We start from the raw sequence: 18,120 nt of genomic DNA on the forward strand, positions 1-18,120 counted from the left end.
CTAAAGTCGGATTTGACCGCAAATTAGGGCGAGGATCAATGGCCTACGCGACGACCGTCCCGCGGCACAAGACGAAGGAAATCGGCATTGGCGACCACGTGGTCGGGGGGGATTCCCCGATCCTGGTGCAGTCGATGACCACGACCAACACCTTCGACGCCCAGGCCACCCTGGAGCAGATCCGCCGGCTCGAAGAGGCCGGTTGCGAGGTCGTCCGCGTCACCGTCCCCAAAAAGGAGGACGTTGAGGGCGTCAAGGCGATCCGCGACCACATCAAGATCCCCCTGATCGCCGACATCCACTTCGACTACCGCATGGCCCTGGCCTGCCTGGAGGCAAGGACCCCCTCCGGCCGCCGCGCCGTCGACAAGATCCGGATCAACCCGGGCAACATCGGCGGCGAGGAGCGGTTCAAGGAGGTCGTCCGCAAGGCCCGCGACGCCGGCGTCCCGATGCGGATCGGCGTCAACTCCGGCAGCCTTGAGAAGGACCTCATCGAAAAATACGGCTTCCCCTGCCCCGAGGCCATGGTCGAGAGCGCCCTGCGGCACATCGAGACGGCCGAGTCGCTGGGCTACAAGCTGATGATCGTCAGCCTGAAGGCCAGCCACGTTCCGACGGCCGTCGCCTGCTACACCGAGTACGCCGCCAAGGCCGACTACCCCACGCACGTCGGCATCACCGAGGCCGGCTCCCGCGAGTACGGCACCCTCAAGAGCGCCGCGGGCATCGGCGCGATCCTGCTGCGTGGCATCGGCGACACGATCCGGGTCTCGCTGCTGGGCGATCCGGTCCCGGAGATCGAGGCCGGCTTCGACATCCTCCGCGCCTGCGACCGCCGCGTCACCAAGCCTGAGGTCGTCGCCTGCCCGACCTGCGGCCGACTCGACATCGACCTGGAGCGGATCGTCGCCGAGGTCGAGGAGAAGATGAAGCACCTCTCCAACCCGCTGCGGATCAGCATCCTGGGATGCCTGGTCAACGGCTTCGGCGAGGCCAAGGAAGCCGACCTCGGCATCGCCGCCGGCTCCGGCAAGGGGATCATCTTCAAGCGAGGCGTCCCCATCCGCCAGGTCAAAGAGGCGGAGATGGTGCAGGCCCTCCTGGAAGAGGTCGCCCGCTTCGAGGAGTATGTGCCGCCGCTTCCCTCCTTCGTCGAGAAGGAGAAGAAGAAGCAGGCCAAGGCCGGGCTGCCGGTCCTGAACTGATCCAGGACCGGCCCCCGAGTCGGGTCAGGACTGCCGCAGGCCGACCGAGACGTACTTGGTCTCGAAATAGGCCTCGAGTCCCTCGACGCTCATCTCGCGGCCCAACCCCGACTCCTTCATCCCGCCGAACGGGCATTGAGGAGTCGCGGGGACGGGGTCGTTGATGCCGATGATGCCGGCTTCCAGCCCTTCGGCCATCCGGGTGGCGACGGTCAGGTCGTTGGTGAAGACGTAGGCGGCCAGCCCGTAGGGCGTCGCGTTGGCCGCGGCGATCACGTCGTCGAGCTTGCTGAAGTCGAGGATCGGCATCACGGGCGCGAAGGGCTCCTCGGTCAGCAACCGCATCGAGCCGTCGACGTGGTTGAGGATGGTGGGCTCGAACCAGTAGCCCTTCTCGAACCGCTTCGAGCGGCCGCCTCCGGTCAGGATGTGGGCGCCCTTGCCGTGGGCGTCGTCGATCAGCCTCTCGGCCTTCTCCAGACCCTGAGGCGCGAACATCGGGCCGACCTGGACGCCTTCCTCCAGGCCGTTGCCGAGCTTGAGCTTCTTCGTCAGCTCGACGGCCGCCTCGGTGAAGTCCTTGACGATCTTGTCATGGATGTAGAACCGCGACGGCGAGACACACACCTGGCCGTTGTTCCGGAACTTGCCGATCACCGCCGCCTGGGCGACCTGCTCGACGTTCGCGTCCGGGAAGACGATCAGCGGGGCGTGGCCGCCTAGCTCCAGGCTGAGCCGCTTGACGTGGTCCGCCGAGCGCCTGATCAACTCCTTGCCGACGTTCGTTGAGCCCGTGAAGCTGATCTTCCGGACGGCCGGGTGGGCGAACAGGGCGTCGGCGAACGGGCGGGGGGGGCCGATCACGAGGTTGGCGACCCCCTTCGGCACGCCGGCCTCCACGAGGCACTCGAACTGAAGAATCAGGGTGATCGGCGTCTGCTCGGCCGGGCGGCTGACGACCGTGCATCCGGCCGCGAGCGCCGCGGCGATCTTCCGGCTGGCGAGGGCGGCGGGGAAGTTCCACGGGGTGATCGTCCCGACCACGCCGACGGGATGCTTGATCGCGTAGTGGCGACGGGTTCCGGTCGTTGCCGGAATGGTCCGGCCGTAGGCCCGCTTGGCCTCCTCGGCGAACCACTCATACGTGTCGGCGGTGGCGAGCGTCTCGGCCTTGGCCTCGGGGAGCGGCTTGCCCTGCTCCATGGTCATCGCGCGGGCGAGGTGGTCGGCCCGCTCGCGAATCAGCTCGGCCGTCTTCTTGAGGATTTTCGCCCGCTCGTAGGCGGACGTGTTCTTCCACGTCGCGAAAGCCTTGGCCGCCGCCTCGATCGCCTGATTGGGCTCGTCTCCCTCGGCCCAGGCGACGTCGGCGACGACCGATTCGTCGGCCGGGTTGATCACAGGCAGGGTTTTGCCGCCGGTCCCCTCGCGCCAGGCGCCGTCGATGTACATGCGGGTAGGGAAGTCGAGCTTGCTCGGCGCACTGACGGACATGGTTTGGTCTCCCCGGATTTCATCCCGGCTTCGGCCGAGAACGAGTCGCGCGCTAGCGCAACCTGGCTCCACGATACGTTCAGCGACGACGTGGCACAACGAAGCCCGATTCGGTCATCCCCTTGCAGGCGATACGACCCGCAATCTCATCGCTGTAATCCTTCGGTTCGCGTCAATGGTTGGAGTCGTTTCGACCGATTCATTTCCTATCGCGTGACTTCTCGGAAAGCGCGCCCCGGTCACGGACGACCGGGTCCCATCGACGACAAGGCGGGTGATGCATGGACGCGAGCATGGGGAGACTTCAGGGAGCGACGCGGCGAGGGGTTCGCACGGCGGCGATCCTCGTTGCACTGGCAGGCTTGACCGCCACCGCTTCAGCGACGCCTCTCCGCGTGACCCACATGCGCGACCGGTTGAACGCGAACGTCGCGACGCCGGCTGTGGCATTGCAGGTCTCACCGTCTGCCGCGACCTCACTCTCCGGAGCCTGGGCAAGGTTCCTGGCCGGCGGCGAGTCCACCTGGGCCTCGCGGCCTTCGCCTCGTTACACGGCGGGCGTTCGAAACGCGGTTCTCCAACTTCTCAACGGCGATCCGACGGTGGCCGCATCGAGCCCGCTGATCGAATACTTCGTCTGGCGGCGCAATCTGGACCCCACCCGGTTCGACGCTTATCACCCGTACCTGGGGCCTCGACTTCCCCAGGAATTCACGCCCCCGACGCCCCAGGTTGTTGTTCCGCCCACGCCCCCGAACGATAACCCGCTGATCCCGCCGGTTCCCAACGTGGCCCCCCCCCACGTGCCGGAACCGTCGACCCTGGTGGTCATGATCTTCGGTGCGGCCGGCGCGCTGCTCGTCCAACGCACACGCCACGACCGGAAGAGCCGGAATTGAACCGCTGACCGCGCCGGCTCGGCCGTGGGATGCTCGGAAGTTCTGGCTCGGTGCGGGGGAGTGGGGTACGATCGCCCGTTATGGCGGTCGGACAACCGCCGTGGCCCGTGCCGTCATCCTTCGGGAGACGGCGAGGAGGGACGCGATGACTTGCCCCCGCACGGCACCGACCGACGCGACGATCCGGCATCCGGCCTTCACCCGGCGGTTCGCCATCCAGGCCGGGGCGGTGGGCCTGCTCGGGCTTGGCCTCGACCACCTGGCGGCCCTCCGAGCCGCCGGGTCGCCTGCCGGCCTCACGGGGGGCACGGCTCGGTCGGTCATCTTCATCTTCCTTTCCGGCGGCCTGGCCCAGCACGAGAGCTTTGACCCCAAGCCCGACGCCCCCGAGGACATCCGGGGGGAGTTTCGCCCGATCGCCACCCGCACGCCGGGTGTGCACATTTGCGAGCACCTGCCGATGCTGGCTGCTCGCAGCGATCTTTGGTCGATGGTCCGCTCGCTGACGCACCCGCACAACGACCACTCGGCCGGCCACCACGTCATGCTCACGGGGCGGTCTGAACTCCCTCCCGGCTTCAGCGTCAACCGGCCGAACCCGACCGACTGGCCCTCCATCGCCTCCGTGGTTGGGGCGGTGTCGGGGCCGAGGGGCAACCTGCCCCCGGCGGTCGTTCTGCCCGAGCGCCTGGTTCACAACACGGGGAGGGTCATCCCCGGCCAGTTCGGGGGGGCGATGGGGCCTCGCCGAGACCCCTGGTTCGTCGAGGCCTCCGCGTTCGACCCGCGAGCCTACGGGGCGTTCCCGGAGTATGAATTCGACCACCAGGACCGCCCCAGAACGGCGCTGCGTCAGCGGTTCCAGGTGCCCGACCTGACGCTCCCCGAGGGGCTCGGCGGCGGGCGGTTCGAGGGCCGCCTGGGTCTGCTCGCCCAGCTTGACCGTCAGCGCGTCGGGCTGGACGGTTCGTCCTCAGCCGGGGAGTTTGACGCCCGCCGTCAGGCGGCGGTCTCGCTGCTGACCGACGCCAAGATCCGGCGGGCCTTCGACGTTTCGGAGTCCGACCCGAAGCTGCTCGACAGCTACGGCAGGAACTCCTTCGGCTGGTCGCTGCTGATGGCCCGGCGGCTGGTCGAAGCGGGTGTCGCCCTGGTGCAGGTGAACCTCGGCAATAACGAGACGTGGGACACGCACGGCAACGCCTTCCCGCACCTGAAGGACAAACTCCTGCCGCCGACGGATCGGGCCGTCTCGGCCCTGCTGGAGGACCTGCAAAGCTGCGGCCTGCTCGACTCCACGCTGATCGTCATGGCCGGCGAGTTCGGGCGCACGCCGAGGATCTCGACGCTCCCCTCGGCGTACAAGCTGCCTGGGCGAGACCACTGGGGCCGGATCCAGACGGTCTTTCTGGCCGGGGGCGGCGTGGTCGGTGGTCGTGTGGTCGGCTCGTCGGACCGGATCGGCGGGCACCCAGCGTCGGAACCGCAGACGCCTGAAGACTTGGCGGCGACGATCTACCACGCGCTGGGCATTTCGGCCACCGCCGAATGGCACGACGGCCTGGGACGCCCCCATCAGGTCTATCACGGCAAGCCGATTGCCGGGCTCTCCTGAAGATACGGCATGGAGCGAGAGTCGCCATTCCGTCGACCAGCCGTGCCTTCGGCGCCTGGCCAGGATCCGTGCGGCCAGTTTCGGTACAATCACTGAGACGAGCATCTTCTTCAAACGGGCTTCACGGACCGAGATTCATCAAGGGTTTCTAACCCTGGATCGAGCCTCGGTCACCAGAGATATGAAGGCAGAATTCGCATGGGACGGATCTTCGAGAAGCGCAAGGCTTCGATCTTCAAGACCGCCGCTCAGAAATCAAAGCTCTTCTCCAAATATGGACGGCAGTTGTATATGGCCGCCAAGAACGGCGTGCCTGACCCGGAAGCCAATCCGGCGCTGCGCGCTCTGGTCGAGAAGGCCAAACGCGACAACGTAGCCAACCATATTATTGAGAAGGCGATTCAGAAGGCGGCCGGCGCCGGGGGCGAGGACTTCCAGGCCGCCCGTTACGAGGGGTTTGGCCCCGGCGGCTCGTTGCTCATCGTCGATTGCTTGACTGACAACAATACGCGGACCATCTCCGACGTCCGCAATTGCTTCAGCAAGACGGGGTCTAAACTCTCAGCCAATGGTTCCGTGGTCATGTCTTTCGACCACGTGGCGGTCCTTTCCTTCAGCGGCGACGACGAGGAGAAAGTGATTGAGGCCCTGTTCGCCGCCGACGTCGCCGTCGAAGACGTGGAATGCAAGGACGGCTCCATCACCATCTTCGCCCCTCCTACTGAGTTCTACAAAGCGAAGATGGCCCTGCTCGAAGCGTTCCCCGGTCTCGAACTGGAAGTTCAGGAAATCACCTTCCTCCCGCAGTCGAGCAAGACTCTCAGCGGGGACGAACTCGTTGTGTTCGAGAAATTGCTCGGGATGCTCAACGATTGCGACGACGTGCAGGAGGTCTACCACAACGTCGCCCTTCCCGGCGAATCAGGATCCGAATAATAGACACGAGTCTGATTACGAATTCACCCCGGTCCAGCTCGGGGACGAACGACCGCCACTCTTCTGCGTGCGCCACCGAGTCGTACTGAGAGGACTGAATTCGGCAGAATTAGGTTTGCAACGATCCGGCCCACTTGCCGCTTTGGCAAAATGCGGCCTCCATGGCAGCATGGGAAGCATGTGGGAGACGAAGGGTATGGCGATCAACCTACCGCCGGAAATTGAGGAATCGATCCAGGCCGCCGTGCGCGACGGGCGGTTTCGCTCGGTTGATGAGGCGGTCGCCGCCGCTTGGCGCTCATATCGACGCCGTCAAGTGAAACGAACGAAGCGTGAAGCCAAGGCCTCCATCACTCCCGAAGAGCTGAATCAGCGGCTTCTCGCCGAAGGACTCATTTCGCGTCTGCCCGATCCCGCTGCGGACGTTGACGATGATGACGACCCCATCGTCGTCGAAGGTGAGCCGCTCTCGGAGACCATCCTTCGAGAGCGCCGCTGAATGGCGGGATATTTCCTCGACTCGAGCGCTCTGGTGAAACGGTATGTCCAGGAGGCAGGAACCGCCTGGATTCGAGGCGTGACGCGCCGTGGCACGGCCCACCAGATCTATGTGTCCCGAATCACCGCCGTCGAAGTGACAGCAGCCGTGGCCCGGCGTCGCAAAGGCGGCTCGATTCCTTCCCGGCAAGCCTCGTCGGTGCTTTCACGCTTCCGTAAGCACCTGGCAGGCCGTTACACCATCCTGGAAGTCACACCGTCCATCCTTGCCGAAGCCATGAAGCTGGCGAACACACAATCACTGCGGGCGTATGACGCGGTGCAGTTGACGACGGCGATCGAATTGAACAACCGATGGGTTGGGGTCGGCCTTGGCGGCATCGTCCTCGTTTCGGCCGACCGTGAGTTGAACGCGGCTGCCTCGGCCAAGGGGCTGGCGGTGGAGGATCCAACTGCGTATCCGTAAGTTCGACTTGTGCGATTTTGCCTCCAACGACGCGCCTGACGCGAGAGCGATGTAGAGGACTACGCGGATGGGGAGTCGAAGCGTCTGAACGAACTGGTCCGCAGGGGCGGTGGAAAACCGGAGCGACATCGAGTTTTCTCTGCTCGCATAAAGCTGGGCCGTGCGTGCAGCACGTCCCGCGTGGAACGCAAGTCTGGCCGAAGTCACGCCTGATGCGCAAGAGAGCTTCGCACCTGCATGAGCATCTTCGATCGATTCCGATTGACGGGAAAGCGCCTCTTCATCACGGGCGGCAGTCGCGGGTTGGGGCGGGAGATGGCCCTTGCGATTGCGGACGCAGGTGCGGACGTCATCCTCGTCGGCCGCGATCAAACCAGTCTGGAAAAGACGGCTGAGGACATTCGCCTCCTTGGCCGGGAAGCCTGGACCATCGCCGCCGACGTCGGCAAGCCCGAAGAATGCGAAATGGCGTGCCGGTCGGCTCTGGAACGACACGCGCCGATTGACATCCTCATCAACAACGTGGGCGGGCGACGCGAGAACATCCCCACGGAGACGATGCCCCTCGACAAGTGGCGCGAGCTCATCGACCTGAATCTCACCAGTTGCATGCTCTGCACGAGATGGCTTGGCGAGGCGATGATCGAGCGGGGCCAGGGCGGGCGAATCATCAATATCGCATCAATCAACGCCCTGGTCGCCGGGCGAGGCATCGCGGGGAGGCACTACGAAACGGCGAAGGGGGCGATCCTCCAATTCACCCGCGCCGTGGCGGCCGACTGGGCGCCTCACAAGATCACGGTCAACGCCATCCTGCCGGGAGGCTTCATGACGGAGCCGAACCGTCGATGGTCCGAGTCCCATCCGGAAGTGATCGAACTCCTCCGCGCCAATATCCCGGCCGGCGACCTGGGGAAACCCGAGGATCTCGGGCCTCTCGCGGTCTACCTGGCCAGCGATGCCTCACGCTACATGACCGGCGCGGCTTTGGTGATCGACGGCGGATACACGCTGTGGTGAGAGAGCAAGTCGACTCCGACGTCTGATCTATTCATGCCTGCATGCTCATGGGGCAGAGATGTGGCGGAAGAGCGGAGGCATGGACAGATTAGGAGGGCCTCGGGCATCGCTAGTTTGCCTGGATTGCCTGTCTTTGATGCGTGGCCAGGATCTCTGGATCTTTGATGCGTGGCCAGGATCTCTGGATCTCGCGGAGGGAGGATCTCCGTGGCCAGGATCTCGCGGAGGATCTCGCGGATCTCGGCCAGGATCTCACGTGGCCAGGACCTCGGCCAGGATCTCAATGTCCCTGGATTGCCTGTCTTTGATGCGTGGCCAGGATCTCAAGGATTCAGGATCTCAAGGATCTCGCAGGATCTCGTGCGCGTGTTCAGGATCTCGGTTTCTTTCCCCGTCTGGCCGACGATCATCCCCCCATTCCATAGAACAACAGCTTCTGGGGGGGGATCAGCACGAGGTCGTCGTTCCGTTGCACTCCGGCCTTCCTCTCGGTATGCCCCGAGGAATCCTTCACACGGAGGAGCCCTTCCTTGTTCAAGATGCGGATCGACTTGCGGATCATGTCGCTGGTCGCCGGAGTCTCGTTGGTGATGCGGGCGAAGATGCTCCCGAAATCGAGCCCGGCCGGAAGCTCGTAGATGCGACGCGGGAGATCTTCCAGCAAGGAGTCTTCCGTCCTCGCCTCGGCCTTGTCGTCGAAATGGAACTCCGGGAAATAGGGCTGCCCCGTCGCGAGGACGTCCAACTCCGGATCGTACCCGAGCATCTTAAGGCCCGCGCCGCCGAAGTGGGCGACCGAGTTGTGTCGCTCCCAGTGGACAGAGGTCATCACGTCCCTCGCCCGAGGATGGCCGGAGAGGTGGAGGAGCCACAAGTCCCTGTGGGCGTCCTTGGACCGGATGAAGAAGGGGGTGAAGAAGGCCGCGCCCGAAGCCCTGAGGACTTCCTGATGGAGTTCCAGCTGGATCAACCGGCGCCACATGGGGTCCGATTTATCGACGGAGGAGGCCATCGCGTCCACGTCGAGGTTGGGCATGCACTTCAGCCTGCGATTCGGCCTCCCCTCGCGGAGGTAGTCGATCAGGAAGTCCGCCGCGAAGGTCAGGATGACCTCGGCGTTGGGCAATTCCCGGAAGATCGCGCGGATACGCTCGAAAGGGACTTCGTCGTACCCGCATTGATCGAGGTTGAAGATGACGCGGCCCGACCGGCTCTTTTCCTTCACGAACTTTATGATGGCGTCCGCGTGACCGGAGAAGTCCCCCTGCATGACGCGGATCCTGTCCTGGGCGATCCGGGCGTTCGGCGAGTCCGCCAGCGTCCGCCGCAACGACTCGCACGCGGACTTCTTCCGTTCGATGAAGAAGTAATCGTCCACTATTTGGAAGGGCTTCGTCCTCTCCGCATTGACAGTCACCTCGGCGTCGCGGATCGTGTCGAGCATCAGGGAAGGAGAGCCGGTCCGCAGATCTTCCCCGCCCCACCGCCTGTAAATGTTGCCCCCGGCGAAGCCGTCCACGAGGGTGAGTCGCAGCCGGTCCTGCGCCTTCCGCCGGGTCAACGTCCAGACGTACTGAAAAAGATAGGTCTGTAGGAGCCTGTGCTTCTCCAGGCTATGGGGTCGGATAACAGGGGGGCTGTTCTTGTCCTTCCAGGAATGAGACTTGCGACCCATGTTGCCCCTCTTGCCCAAAATAGACGAAGCGACTAGGCTGTCAGCGCCCTTTGTTCCAGCACACATCAAATTACCATACCCACCCTCCAGGCGAGAACATTTGCGATCGAACGTCGCGGGATGCGATGCGGCCCTAAGGCCCTGGAACTCCGACCTTGAGCTGCATGCAGGCGATCTGCACGCCTGTTTAGAATCGTCGGAAGGGGAGATTTCATGAGTGTGCATTCAGACATAGAGTGGACGGACGCGACCTGGAATCCCGTCCGCGGCTGCACCAAGATCAGCCCCGGCTGCAAGCACTGCTACGCCGAGACGTTCGCAGAGCGGTTCCGTGGGGTCCCCAGTCATCCCTACGAGCATGGCTTCGACCTGAAACTCGTCCCCCACAAATTGGTCGAGCCTCTGACATGGCCGTCGGCGAAGACGGTTTTCGTGAACTCGATGAGCGACCTGTTCCAGCGAAAGGTGCCGCTCCCCTACGTGGAACGAGTTTGCAAGGTCATGGAGGTCGCCGACTGGCACACATATCAAGTGCTCACGAAGCGAGCTGAGGAGATGCGGGACGCGCTCGCCGGTCCGCTGACATTCGCAGGGCGTTTTCCGCACGTCTGGTGGGGGGTGAGCGTCGAGGATCGCAAGTACGGTCTGCCTCGGATCGACATTTTGCGAGAAACGCATGCGGCGGTCCGCTTCCTCTCCGTCGAACCGCTCCTGCAGGACTTGGGGGAGATCGACCTTCGAGAGATCGACTGGGTGATCGTCGGGGGGGAAAGCGGCCGTGGGGCTAGGCCGATGGAGGAGGGCTGGGTCCGAAGCCTACGCGATCAATGCGAGGCTGCGGGGGTCCCGTTTTTCTTCAAGCAATGGGGAGGCGAGCGAAAGTCGAAATTGGGGAGGGAGCTTGATGGACGAACGCACGACGCGATGCCTGAACGACTGGTGAAGCCGGCTCCAAGCCCCTCCTCCCGGGCGAGGTCGATCGAGATCGTACGCGAGTGGTCGCGAGAGTTCGTCGCCAAGGCGAGCGACAAGCTGGATCCTGCCCTTCAAACCTTGCTGTTCTGAAGGACTTTGCTTTCCCCATTTTTCCTGAGCCCCACGAGGCTCCTCAGCAGGAACACCCTGGTGCATGGACAGAAGGGACAGAAGAAAGACAGAAGTGGCCATGCATCTCAGAGCGACTACCTGGTGAAACCGGGCGATTTCGGGGTCGGCGGGATAGCCGTCTGCCAGAAGATCCCCGAGTTCGACTCTGCCGGGTACTTTAGAGACTTCGAATCCAGGCACGGCCGCCTATCGCGAGCGGGCGAATCGGGACTGGAAATCCAATCATGCTGATTGGGCCGAAGCGATGGGTCAGGAGAGCTGCTTTTCGCCGCCAGATCTAGATGCCCGGGACCATCCTTAAATAGAGGCATGAGGATGGCACGCGCGGCAATCGGCCGGAGTGCGGGTCGCTCGGGATGAAGACGGGTCGAGAGAGAGGCGGCGGAAAATGGCCGAACAAAGCCGACTTCGGGAGCACCGGGGTTCTGTAAAGATCAACTGGGAAACGGCTTGCATCGCCACGGCGGCTTTGGTGAGGCGCGCGAACGAAGCCGTTCGAAGCCATTGCGTCAGCCATCGCGGGACGAGGCGAAGTCCGCTTGTCTCGACCCGGCTGGATTAGGCCGGGGATCGCGATTCGACCGGGACAGTGGGGGATGTCGACTAGCGAAAACGGACGATCAAAGCCAAAACCGCCGGACGATTGATCGTTGTAAAAATCGATGCACGAATAACTTGCGTTTGTTTCGCGTTGATGTCGCGGGGACGATCGAAGCCAAAACGGAGCCGCCCGAGGTGGAGCAGCGGGAAGGGGATCGTCTGGTAAGAGATGGCGGGCGGGGACCGAGTTGCCTCGTTGGCGAGGGGCAGAGCCGACGCGCTGAGGTCGGGTCTGAGCGACGGCGTGAGTACGGGTGGTTTCTGTTACACTCGGCGGGTTGGACGTTCGGCGGAAGGCGGTGAACCCTCGCCTTGACGGCCGGATCTATCCTTTTTACAAGAGGCCCCGCGATCGAGCGTTCTGGCAAGGACCGGGAAATGGACGAGCAGCAGCGATTTTATATCACGACGGCCATCGACTACCCCAACAGCCGCCCCCACATCGGCACCGCCTTCGAGAAGATCGGGGCCGACGTCCAGGCGCGGTTTCGTCGCATGGAAGGGGCCGCCGTCCATTTCCTGATGGGCAACGATGAGAACACCATCAAGGTCACCCAGCGCGCCCGCGAGTTGAACGTCGAGCCCAAGGCTTACGTCGACGATATGGCTCGCCAGTTCCAGGACGTCTGGCGGGCGCTCGAAATCTCGAACGACGACTTCATCCAGACCAGCGAGGATCGTCACCACGTCGGCTGCCGGAAGTTCATCCAGGCCGTCTACGACGCGGGAGACATCTACAAAGGCACCTACGCCGGCCATTACTGCACGGGATGCGAGTCGTTCAAGACCGAGAAAGAGGTCGCCGAGGGAGGCGGGCGCTGCCCCAACCATCCCAACACGCCCCTGTCCTGGGTCGAGGAAGATAACTACTACTTCCGCCTCTCCGCGTTCGGCGATCGCCTGCTGGCCCACTACGCCGCCAATCCCGACTTCATCCAGCCGGAGAGCCGTCGCAACGAGATCATCAGCCTCGTCGAAGGGGGGCTGACGGACATCTCGATCACCCGCAAAGGCTTTACCTGGGGTATCCCCGTCCCATTCGACCCCAATCAGACGATCTACGTCTGGTTCGACGCCCTGCTCAACTACGTCACGGCTGCCGGTTACGGCACGGATGAGGAGCGGTTCGCGCGGACCTGGCCGGCGGACGTGCACGTCATCGGCAAGGACATCACGCGGTTCCACTGCGCCCTCTGGCCGGCGATGCTGATGTCGGCCGGGCTGCCGCTGCCGAAGAAGGTCTTCGGCCACGGTTTCGTCTATCGCAAGAACGAGATGACCGGCGAGGCCGAGAAGCTGAGCAAGAGCCTGGGCAACGTCGTCGAGCCGATGGAGTTGATCGAGAAGTTCTCGGCCGAGGCCTTCCGCTACTACTTCATGAGCCAGTGCCCGTTCGGCGGCGACGGCGAGTTCTCGTTCGAGCGCTTCGCCGACGCCTATAACAGCGGCCTGGCCAACACGCTCGGCAACAACTACAGCCGCATCATCACGATGTGCCTGAAGTACTTCGAGGGGGACCTGGGGTCGGTCGAGGGGCTCGACCTGACCGCCTGGCGGCGCGGGCTCGACCTGTCGGCGCTCGTGGCGGACCTCCGCGAGAAGGTCGGCGCGTTCGACTACAACACGGCCCTCCAGCGGATCTGGCTCGAAGTGATCGACGCGGCCAACAAGTACCTCCAGGAAACGGCCCCCTTCAAGCTGTTCAAGACCGATCCCGAGGCGACTCGTGTGATCCTGGCGAACCTCGCGGACTCGATGCGGGTGACGGCCGTCCTCATCAAGCCGTTCCTGCCGAGAGTCGCGGAGACGTTCTACACGGCCTTCAACTTCGGCGACCATCAGCCCTGGGACGAGGTGTCGTACGCGACGGCTCCGAAGCCGTTCGCGGGCGACCGCCTCCAGGTGACGGCCCCGATCGTTGAAGGGAAGCCCGCTCCTCTGTTTCCGAAGATCGATTCCAAGTAAGAGAATTCGCGAAATCGGTATGGTTGAAAGAATCGTCATGATCGGCGATGGACTCCGCCGGTCATGATGATTAGATTGCGGCTCGATGCGTCGGCAAGCCTTTGCACAGCACTCAAGGATGGGTCGAGGTAGACGCCATGGATGGACCGAATCGCAAGCTCGTCGTCGCCCTGTGTATGCATCGCAGCGGGTCGAGTCTGACGACCAATATCCTGGAGAAGCTGGGGATGGCGCTGGGGCCGTTCCCCCTGGTCGACGCGGCTCCGAGCAACCCCTATGGCCACTTTGAGTCCATCCCCTTTCACTCCCTCTGCCGAAGGGTCCAGGAATGGGCCTTCGGCTTCGCCGACGACGTCCCCGACGATCCCGCCATCCTCGCCCGTTTCGTGGAGACCAACGGAGCGTGGCCCACGGATCTCGAACTCCCCCAGGAGTGGCTGGACGAGGGTGAGGAGATCACCCGGCAGCTCATCGCGAGCGGGCCGATCGCGGGGTTCAAGGATCCTCGGGCCGTGTTGGTCTGGCCGTTCTGGCGGCAAGTCTTCGCTCGGATCGAGGACGTGGAGATCGTCGCGGCCTCGCTGCTTCGTTCCCCCCACGAGATCGCGATGAGCCTGTGCACGCGCAGCCGGGGCGACATCCCCTACTGGGCGGCCCTCGACGCTGTGGGCGTCCATCTGCAGCATATGCAAGCCGCCCATGACGAGCTGGGAACGGCGTCGCACGTCGTGCGATTCGGGACGGGCCACTTCTGGGACGACATGAAGCGTCTCGCCCAGGCCTGCGGATTGGACTGGGACGACGAGAAGGTGCGGCGGGTCTACGACCCGACGTGCGTCCATCACAAGTCGGCGGTCGTGGCCCATCGTTCTCAGACGATCCTGAACGAGCTGGGCGACGATGCCTGGACTGAGTACGAGCCGGGCCCGAACGCCGAGCGACTGGCTGCCGATTCCCGGAAGTACGAGGCCACCATGCACTCCCAGCTATCGGCGGCTCGCCGGGAGCTTGGCAAGGCGATCGTCGCCTGCAAGGAGGCCCCGAAGTCGGCGGAGGCCGCCGGAACCAGGTCGCATGAGGACAGTGCGAAGGCCATCGAGGTCCGCCGCGAGCTGATCGTGACGAAGGCCGCACTGGCCGAGGCTGAGAAGGCCTTCAGCATCTCCATGACCAGCCTCAAGGAGTCGGAGAAGCACCTGTACCGGGTGTCGGAGAGCCTCGTCACGACTCGCGCCCGGCTCGTCCAGTCGGAGCAAGCGGTCGCCGAGGCCCATCAGCGGCTCGCCGAAGCCCACGATCGGGAGATTCGTCTGCTCGCCCAGGTCGAACAGGCTCAACAAGGGTCGAAGGCCGACGTGGAGGCCGAACGCAAACGCACCGGCGCTGAGAGGTCGCGGGCCGAGGCGGTTCAGCTCAGGCTCGACTCCATGGAAGAGGCCGCCGCACGTCGGGAACGCCAACTCGCCCGGTCTCTGGAGCGCGAGGAGAAGCGCTGGCTGGAGAACCTCGCGCTACGGCGACGGCTCGAGAAGTTCGAGTCGAACTCGATCATCGGCGCGGCGGTGAAGGGACGGCAGCAGATCAAGCAGATCTGGCTCAAGCTCCGCCACATCGGACCGAACGGCGAGCCTCGCTCCGCCCGCGTGGACCGCCCCCTCTGAGCATCAGGCGACGTCGGCTGTCGGGCGGCTCTCGACGACCAGGCGACGGTGAAGGACCGAGACGATCCGGTCGGACGCACGTCCGTCCCCGAAAGGGGAAGCGGCGAGGCCCGAGCGGCGGATCTCACGGCGCTCCCGCAACAGCCGGGCGCCTTCGCAATGGATGGCCTCAGGATCGTCGCCGACGAGCCAGGCCGCACCACAGCGGATCGCCTCGGGCCGTTCGCTGACGTCCCGGAGGACCAGGACCGGCGTGCCGAGCGAAGGGGCTTCCTCTTGCACGCCCCCGCTGTCGCTGAGGATCAGCGAGGCCCTCTTCATGGCGGTCACGAACGGACCGTAGTCAAGAGGGCGGACGAATCGGATCCGCTCCAAGCCACCGAGCGACGCGCGGACGACCGGCTCGACGGCAGGGTTGGGATGCAGCGGCCAGAGGAACTCCACGTCCTGGCAATCGTCGTGGAGTCTTCGAATGCCCTCGCAGATCCGCAGGAGGGGCTCTCCGAAGTTCTCGCGACGGTGGACCGTGACCAGCACGAACGGCCCGCTCGGAGCGTCCTCGCCGATCGGCGTCTGGCGTTCCGCGGCCAGCAGCAAGGCGTCGATCCCCGTGTTGCCCGTCATGTGCACGGCCTCTTGTGCGATCCCTTCGCGGAGAAGATTGGCCCGTGCTTCCGGGGTCGGAGCGAAGTGGAGAGAGGCCAGATGGCTCGCCGCGACGCGGTTGGCTTCCTCCGGGAAGGGGGCGTCGAGCCGATAGGTCCGCAGGCCGGCCTCAAGGTGGGCGAACGGGACGTCGAGCATGTAGCTCGCCATGGCGGCGGCCAGCACGGTCGTCGTATCGCCCTGAGCGATGACGCAGTCGGGCTCTTCGAGACGGAGCGTCTCGTGCAGCGCCACGACCAGGCGATTGCTCAGGTCGGCCAGCGACTGTCCGGGCCGCATGACATCGAGGTCGACGTCCGGCTGGATGCCGAAGAACTCGAAGATCGACGAGGCCAGGTCGCGATGCTGAGCCGTAAAGACCAGACGGCACTGAGCCCACGGCTGGTCCCGGAGCGCCCGGACGACCGGCGCCGTCTTGATCACCTCCGGCCGCGTCCCCGCCACCACGACGACCTTCCTTCGCGGCTCGTCCGATAGCATGTCTGATCCTCCTTGATGCCGACTCGTTGATGTAAGGGCGGGGCTGAAGGGCTTTCGGGTTCACTCGACCTTCGAGAGGCGTCGCAACGCTGCGCGGACGGAGTGATAGGCTTTCACCGCCGGTTCCGGAGCATGGCTACGGATGAGTTTTCGCAGGTTCGGCGAGGCTTCCGCCGGGGCGGTGATCTCGACGGGAGCTTCGATGACAGAGGCCGGCGTCGGCTCGACGATTTCAGCCGCCGGCTGAGTCGTGGCCTGGCCTGTCTCGCCCTTTCCGTGGACCTCGTACCAGTGCGGGAACGAGGTCTCCGGCTTGGCGTCGTCGAACGGGTCGGCGAAGTACCGCATGAGATCTTCGCGTTCGCGGTAGATGGTCCGGTGGACGTCCGGGATCTTCGCGCCGCTCTTGTATCGCGTGTAGATGCAGGGGATCTTGCCGATCGTCTCCTGACCGAATCGGCGGCATTCTTCGAGGTACCACTCGCGGAACTCGTACAGCACGGGGCTGTGCGAACCGTAGCGGTCGAGCATCATGCGCTGGGCGCCGCTGTCGAAGCCGGAGAAGTGATAGAAAACCAGCGGCCGGCCGTTGATCGCGATGTCATACGGGGCCTGGCCGGTCGCGCGGCGGTGGGTCAGATTCCAGGTGGAGACGTTGTACTGGGGGTCGCGGAGGATCTTCACGCCGTCGAAGAGGGCAGGACCCAGATCGACCCAGCGCTGGTCGGTGAAGAGGCCGGCGGCCGTCTCGTCGTAGCACCAGCGAAGCAGCCGATCGGCCCACCAGTCGATGAACTTCCGACCGTTCTCGTCCATCTTCACGGCCAGGAATCCCAGGTTGTAAACGCCGTTGCGAAGGCAGCAACGCTCGTTGTCGATCATGGCCTGGGGATCGGTCTCGGGCGCGATCGAGTGCGGCGTGAGCAGGATGCTCGACTCGTCGAGGGCGCGCTCAAGATCGTCGAGCCGGTTCGTGACGATGATGTCCGGGTCGAAGTAGTAGATTCGCTCCGCCCCGTGGACGTCGGCGATGTGCTGGAAGGCCGTCCCTTTCACGGCCGTGCACAACTCGACGATCCGATGCCGGAACAGGAACCGGGGAAGCTCGGGGATCGGCAGGTCGCGGACGTTGATGATCGAGTCGAAGGCTTCGACGACGGCCGGCGGGCACTCCGGCATGTCATCGGAGATGACGAGGTGGAAGGTCGCCTCGGGGTGGACGCGCTTGACGGAGTGAGCCAGCGCAGCGGCCTTGGGGATGTAGTTGGCCGTGATGCTCGTGAAGACGTGCATGGGCAATCCTTTGCGCCGGTATGGAAGTCTCTCGCCGACGATCACCGGAAGGGAGACGGATGACGGGGCCCTTCCTGGGACCTCTCGTCGCCGGCCGATCGAGGAGACGGATTCGCGGAGTCTCGCGGCCGCGTGAATCTAAACCGATACGACGCATCTGTCAATCGCCGCCGCGATCGACCCGATGCGTCCCGCCGGGCGATGAAATTGCTGGGAATCCTTCGGAGGCGGTTTGATGAAATCGGTTTAAGGTTTCAGGGGCTCCTCCAAGAGGCCGAAACTAATAGAGACGTCAAGGAAGGCGAATGCCCAATCCTGACAGACCTCGAAAGCGATTTCGACGTAACGGCTTGCTGAATCATGAAGATTCGCTAATCGCCGTCGTCTCCTGCCTGGCGACGTCGGAGATTAAAGCCGTTGCTGCCGTGGGGACCGACCTTTGCATTGACAAGGGCCGGTGGGCCTGTCATTTAGGGCGAAACGACTCGGAGGCGGGATGCCTCCGGAAGACGTGGTTTCGCGCGCGGCGACGCTCAC

14 protein-coding genes are annotated in these 18,120 nt (G+C 64.2%); 10 read left to right on the top strand and 4 right to left on the bottom strand.

The window, feature by feature from the left end; genetic code table 11:
* The first annotated feature begins 38 nt into the window (after positions 1-38).
* Complete coding sequence (gene ispG / locus G5C50_RS24035) at positions 39-1,208, top strand: flavodoxin-dependent (E)-4-hydroxy-3-methylbut-2-enyl-diphosphate synthase (RefSeq protein WP_165073514.1); 1,170 nt, start codon at positions 39-41, stop codon at positions 1,206-1,208.
* A gap of 24 nt (positions 1,209-1,232) precedes the next feature.
* Here the strand turns inward: ispG and G5C50_RS24040 are convergent, their stop codons facing one another.
* Positions 1,233-2,702: an NAD-dependent succinate-semialdehyde dehydrogenase gene (locus G5C50_RS24040; protein WP_240907340.1), complete on the bottom strand. Its 1,470-nt coding sequence runs from the start codon at positions 2,700-2,702 to the stop codon at positions 1,233-1,235.
* Between the two features lie 281 nt (positions 2,703-2,983).
* Here G5C50_RS24040 and G5C50_RS24045 point away from each other — a divergent pair, with 281 nt between their 5' ends.
* The 6 genes from G5C50_RS24045 to G5C50_RS24070 all read left to right on the top strand — a co-directional run bounded on the left by G5C50_RS24045 (position 2,984) and on the right by G5C50_RS24070 (position 8,136).
* Positions 2,984-3,601: a PEP-CTERM sorting domain-containing protein gene (locus tag G5C50_RS24045; RefSeq protein WP_165073515.1), complete on the top strand. Its 618-nt coding sequence runs from the start codon at positions 2,984-2,986 to the stop codon at positions 3,599-3,601.
* A 145-nt stretch (positions 3,602-3,746) separates the two neighbouring features.
* On the top strand, positions 3,747-5,216 hold the full coding sequence (locus tag G5C50_RS24050; protein ID WP_165073516.1) for a DUF1501 domain-containing protein: 1,470 nt from the start codon (positions 3,747-3,749) through the stop codon (positions 5,214-5,216).
* A 198-nt stretch (positions 5,217-5,414) separates the two neighbouring features.
* Entirely contained in the window at positions 5,415-6,152 is a 738-nt protein-coding gene (locus G5C50_RS24055) for a YebC/PmpR family DNA-binding transcriptional regulator (protein WP_165073517.1), read from the top strand.
* 196 nt (positions 6,153-6,348) lie between these two features.
* Complete coding sequence (locus G5C50_RS24060) at positions 6,349-6,651, top strand: hypothetical protein (RefSeq protein ID WP_165073518.1); 303 nt, start codon at positions 6,349-6,351, stop codon at positions 6,649-6,651.
* Positions 6,652-7,116: a type II toxin-antitoxin system VapC family toxin gene (locus tag G5C50_RS24065; RefSeq protein WP_240907341.1), complete on the top strand. Its 465-nt coding sequence runs from the start codon at positions 6,652-6,654 to the stop codon at positions 7,114-7,116.
* Positions 7,117-7,353: 237 nt separating this feature from the next.
* A complete protein-coding gene (locus G5C50_RS24070; protein ID WP_165073520.1) occupies positions 7,354-8,136 on the top strand; it encodes an SDR family NAD(P)-dependent oxidoreductase in 783 nt (260 codons plus the stop codon).
* A gap of 406 nt (positions 8,137-8,542) precedes the next feature.
* Here the strand turns inward: G5C50_RS24070 and G5C50_RS24075 are convergent, their stop codons facing one another.
* Positions 8,543-9,811 (bottom strand): three-Cys-motif partner protein TcmP, encoded by a 1,269-nt coding sequence (locus tag G5C50_RS24075; protein WP_165073521.1) that lies wholly within the window; start codon positions 9,809-9,811, stop codon positions 8,543-8,545.
* 213 nt (positions 9,812-10,024) lie between these two features.
* On the opposite strand from G5C50_RS24075, the gene G5C50_RS24080 reads away from it, so the two are divergent.
* From G5C50_RS24080 to G5C50_RS24090, 3 genes are all read left to right on the top strand, one after another.
* Positions 10,025-10,876 carry a DUF5131 family protein gene (locus G5C50_RS24080; RefSeq protein ID WP_165073522.1) on the top strand — a complete coding sequence of 284 codons (852 nt, stop codon included), beginning with the start codon at positions 10,025-10,027 and terminating at the stop codon, positions 10,874-10,876.
* Between the two features lie 1,020 nt (positions 10,877-11,896).
* Positions 11,897-13,483: a methionine--tRNA ligase gene (metG, locus tag G5C50_RS24085; RefSeq protein ID WP_165073523.1), complete on the top strand. Its 1,587-nt coding sequence runs from the start codon at positions 11,897-11,899 to the stop codon at positions 13,481-13,483.
* A 137-nt stretch (positions 13,484-13,620) separates the two neighbouring features.
* On the top strand, positions 13,621-15,144 hold the full coding sequence (locus G5C50_RS24090) for a hypothetical protein (protein ID WP_165073524.1): 1,524 nt from the start codon (positions 13,621-13,623) through the stop codon (positions 15,142-15,144).
* A 3-nt stretch (positions 15,145-15,147) separates the two neighbouring features.
* Here G5C50_RS24090 and wecB read toward each other — a convergent pair whose 3' ends face one another.
* Positions 15,148-16,290: a non-hydrolyzing UDP-N-acetylglucosamine 2-epimerase gene (wecB, locus tag G5C50_RS24095; protein ID WP_165073525.1), complete on the bottom strand. Its 1,143-nt coding sequence runs from the start codon at positions 16,288-16,290 to the stop codon at positions 15,148-15,150.
* Between the two features lie 60 nt (positions 16,291-16,350).
* Entirely contained in the window at positions 16,351-17,583 is a 1,233-nt protein-coding gene (locus G5C50_RS24100; RefSeq protein ID WP_165073526.1) for a glycosyltransferase family protein, read from the bottom strand.
* Between the last annotated feature and the right edge of the window lie 537 nt (positions 17,584-18,120).

The organism is Paludisphaera rhizosphaerae, from assembly GCF_011065895.1.
Taxonomy (GTDB): domain Bacteria; phylum Planctomycetota; class Planctomycetia; order Isosphaerales; family Isosphaeraceae; genus Paludisphaera; species Paludisphaera rhizosphaerae.

Coding starts and splice junctions, on each gene's coding strand:
- ispG (WP_165073514.1), top strand. CDS start 39: ATGGCCTACGCGACGACCGTCCCGCGGCACAAGACGAAGGAAATCGGC.
- G5C50_RS24040 (WP_240907340.1), bottom strand. CDS start 2,702: ATGTCCGTCAGTGCGCCGAGCAAGCTCGACTTCCCTACCCGCATGTAC.
- G5C50_RS24045 (WP_165073515.1), top strand. CDS start 2,984: ATGGACGCGAGCATGGGGAGACTTCAGGGAGCGACGCGGCGAGGGGTT.
- G5C50_RS24050 (WP_165073516.1), top strand. CDS start 3,747: ATGACTTGCCCCCGCACGGCACCGACCGACGCGACGATCCGGCATCCG.
- G5C50_RS24055 (WP_165073517.1), top strand. CDS start 5,415: ATGGGACGGATCTTCGAGAAGCGCAAGGCTTCGATCTTCAAGACCGCC.
- G5C50_RS24060 (WP_165073518.1), top strand. CDS start 6,349: ATGGCGATCAACCTACCGCCGGAAATTGAGGAATCGATCCAGGCCGCC.
- G5C50_RS24065 (WP_240907341.1), top strand. CDS start 6,652: ATGGCGGGATATTTCCTCGACTCGAGCGCTCTGGTGAAACGGTATGTC.
- G5C50_RS24070 (WP_165073520.1), top strand. CDS start 7,354: ATGAGCATCTTCGATCGATTCCGATTGACGGGAAAGCGCCTCTTCATC.
- G5C50_RS24075 (WP_165073521.1), bottom strand. CDS start 9,811: ATGGGTCGCAAGTCTCATTCCTGGAAGGACAAGAACAGCCCCCCTGTT.
- G5C50_RS24080 (WP_165073522.1), top strand. CDS start 10,025: ATGAGTGTGCATTCAGACATAGAGTGGACGGACGCGACCTGGAATCCC.
- metG (WP_165073523.1), top strand. CDS start 11,897: ATGGACGAGCAGCAGCGATTTTATATCACGACGGCCATCGACTACCCC.
- G5C50_RS24090 (WP_165073524.1), top strand. CDS start 13,621: ATGGATGGACCGAATCGCAAGCTCGTCGTCGCCCTGTGTATGCATCGC.
- wecB (WP_165073525.1), bottom strand. CDS start 16,290: ATGCTATCGGACGAGCCGCGAAGGAAGGTCGTCGTGGTGGCGGGGACG.
- G5C50_RS24100 (WP_165073526.1), bottom strand. CDS start 17,583: ATGCACGTCTTCACGAGCATCACGGCCAACTACATCCCCAAGGCCGCT.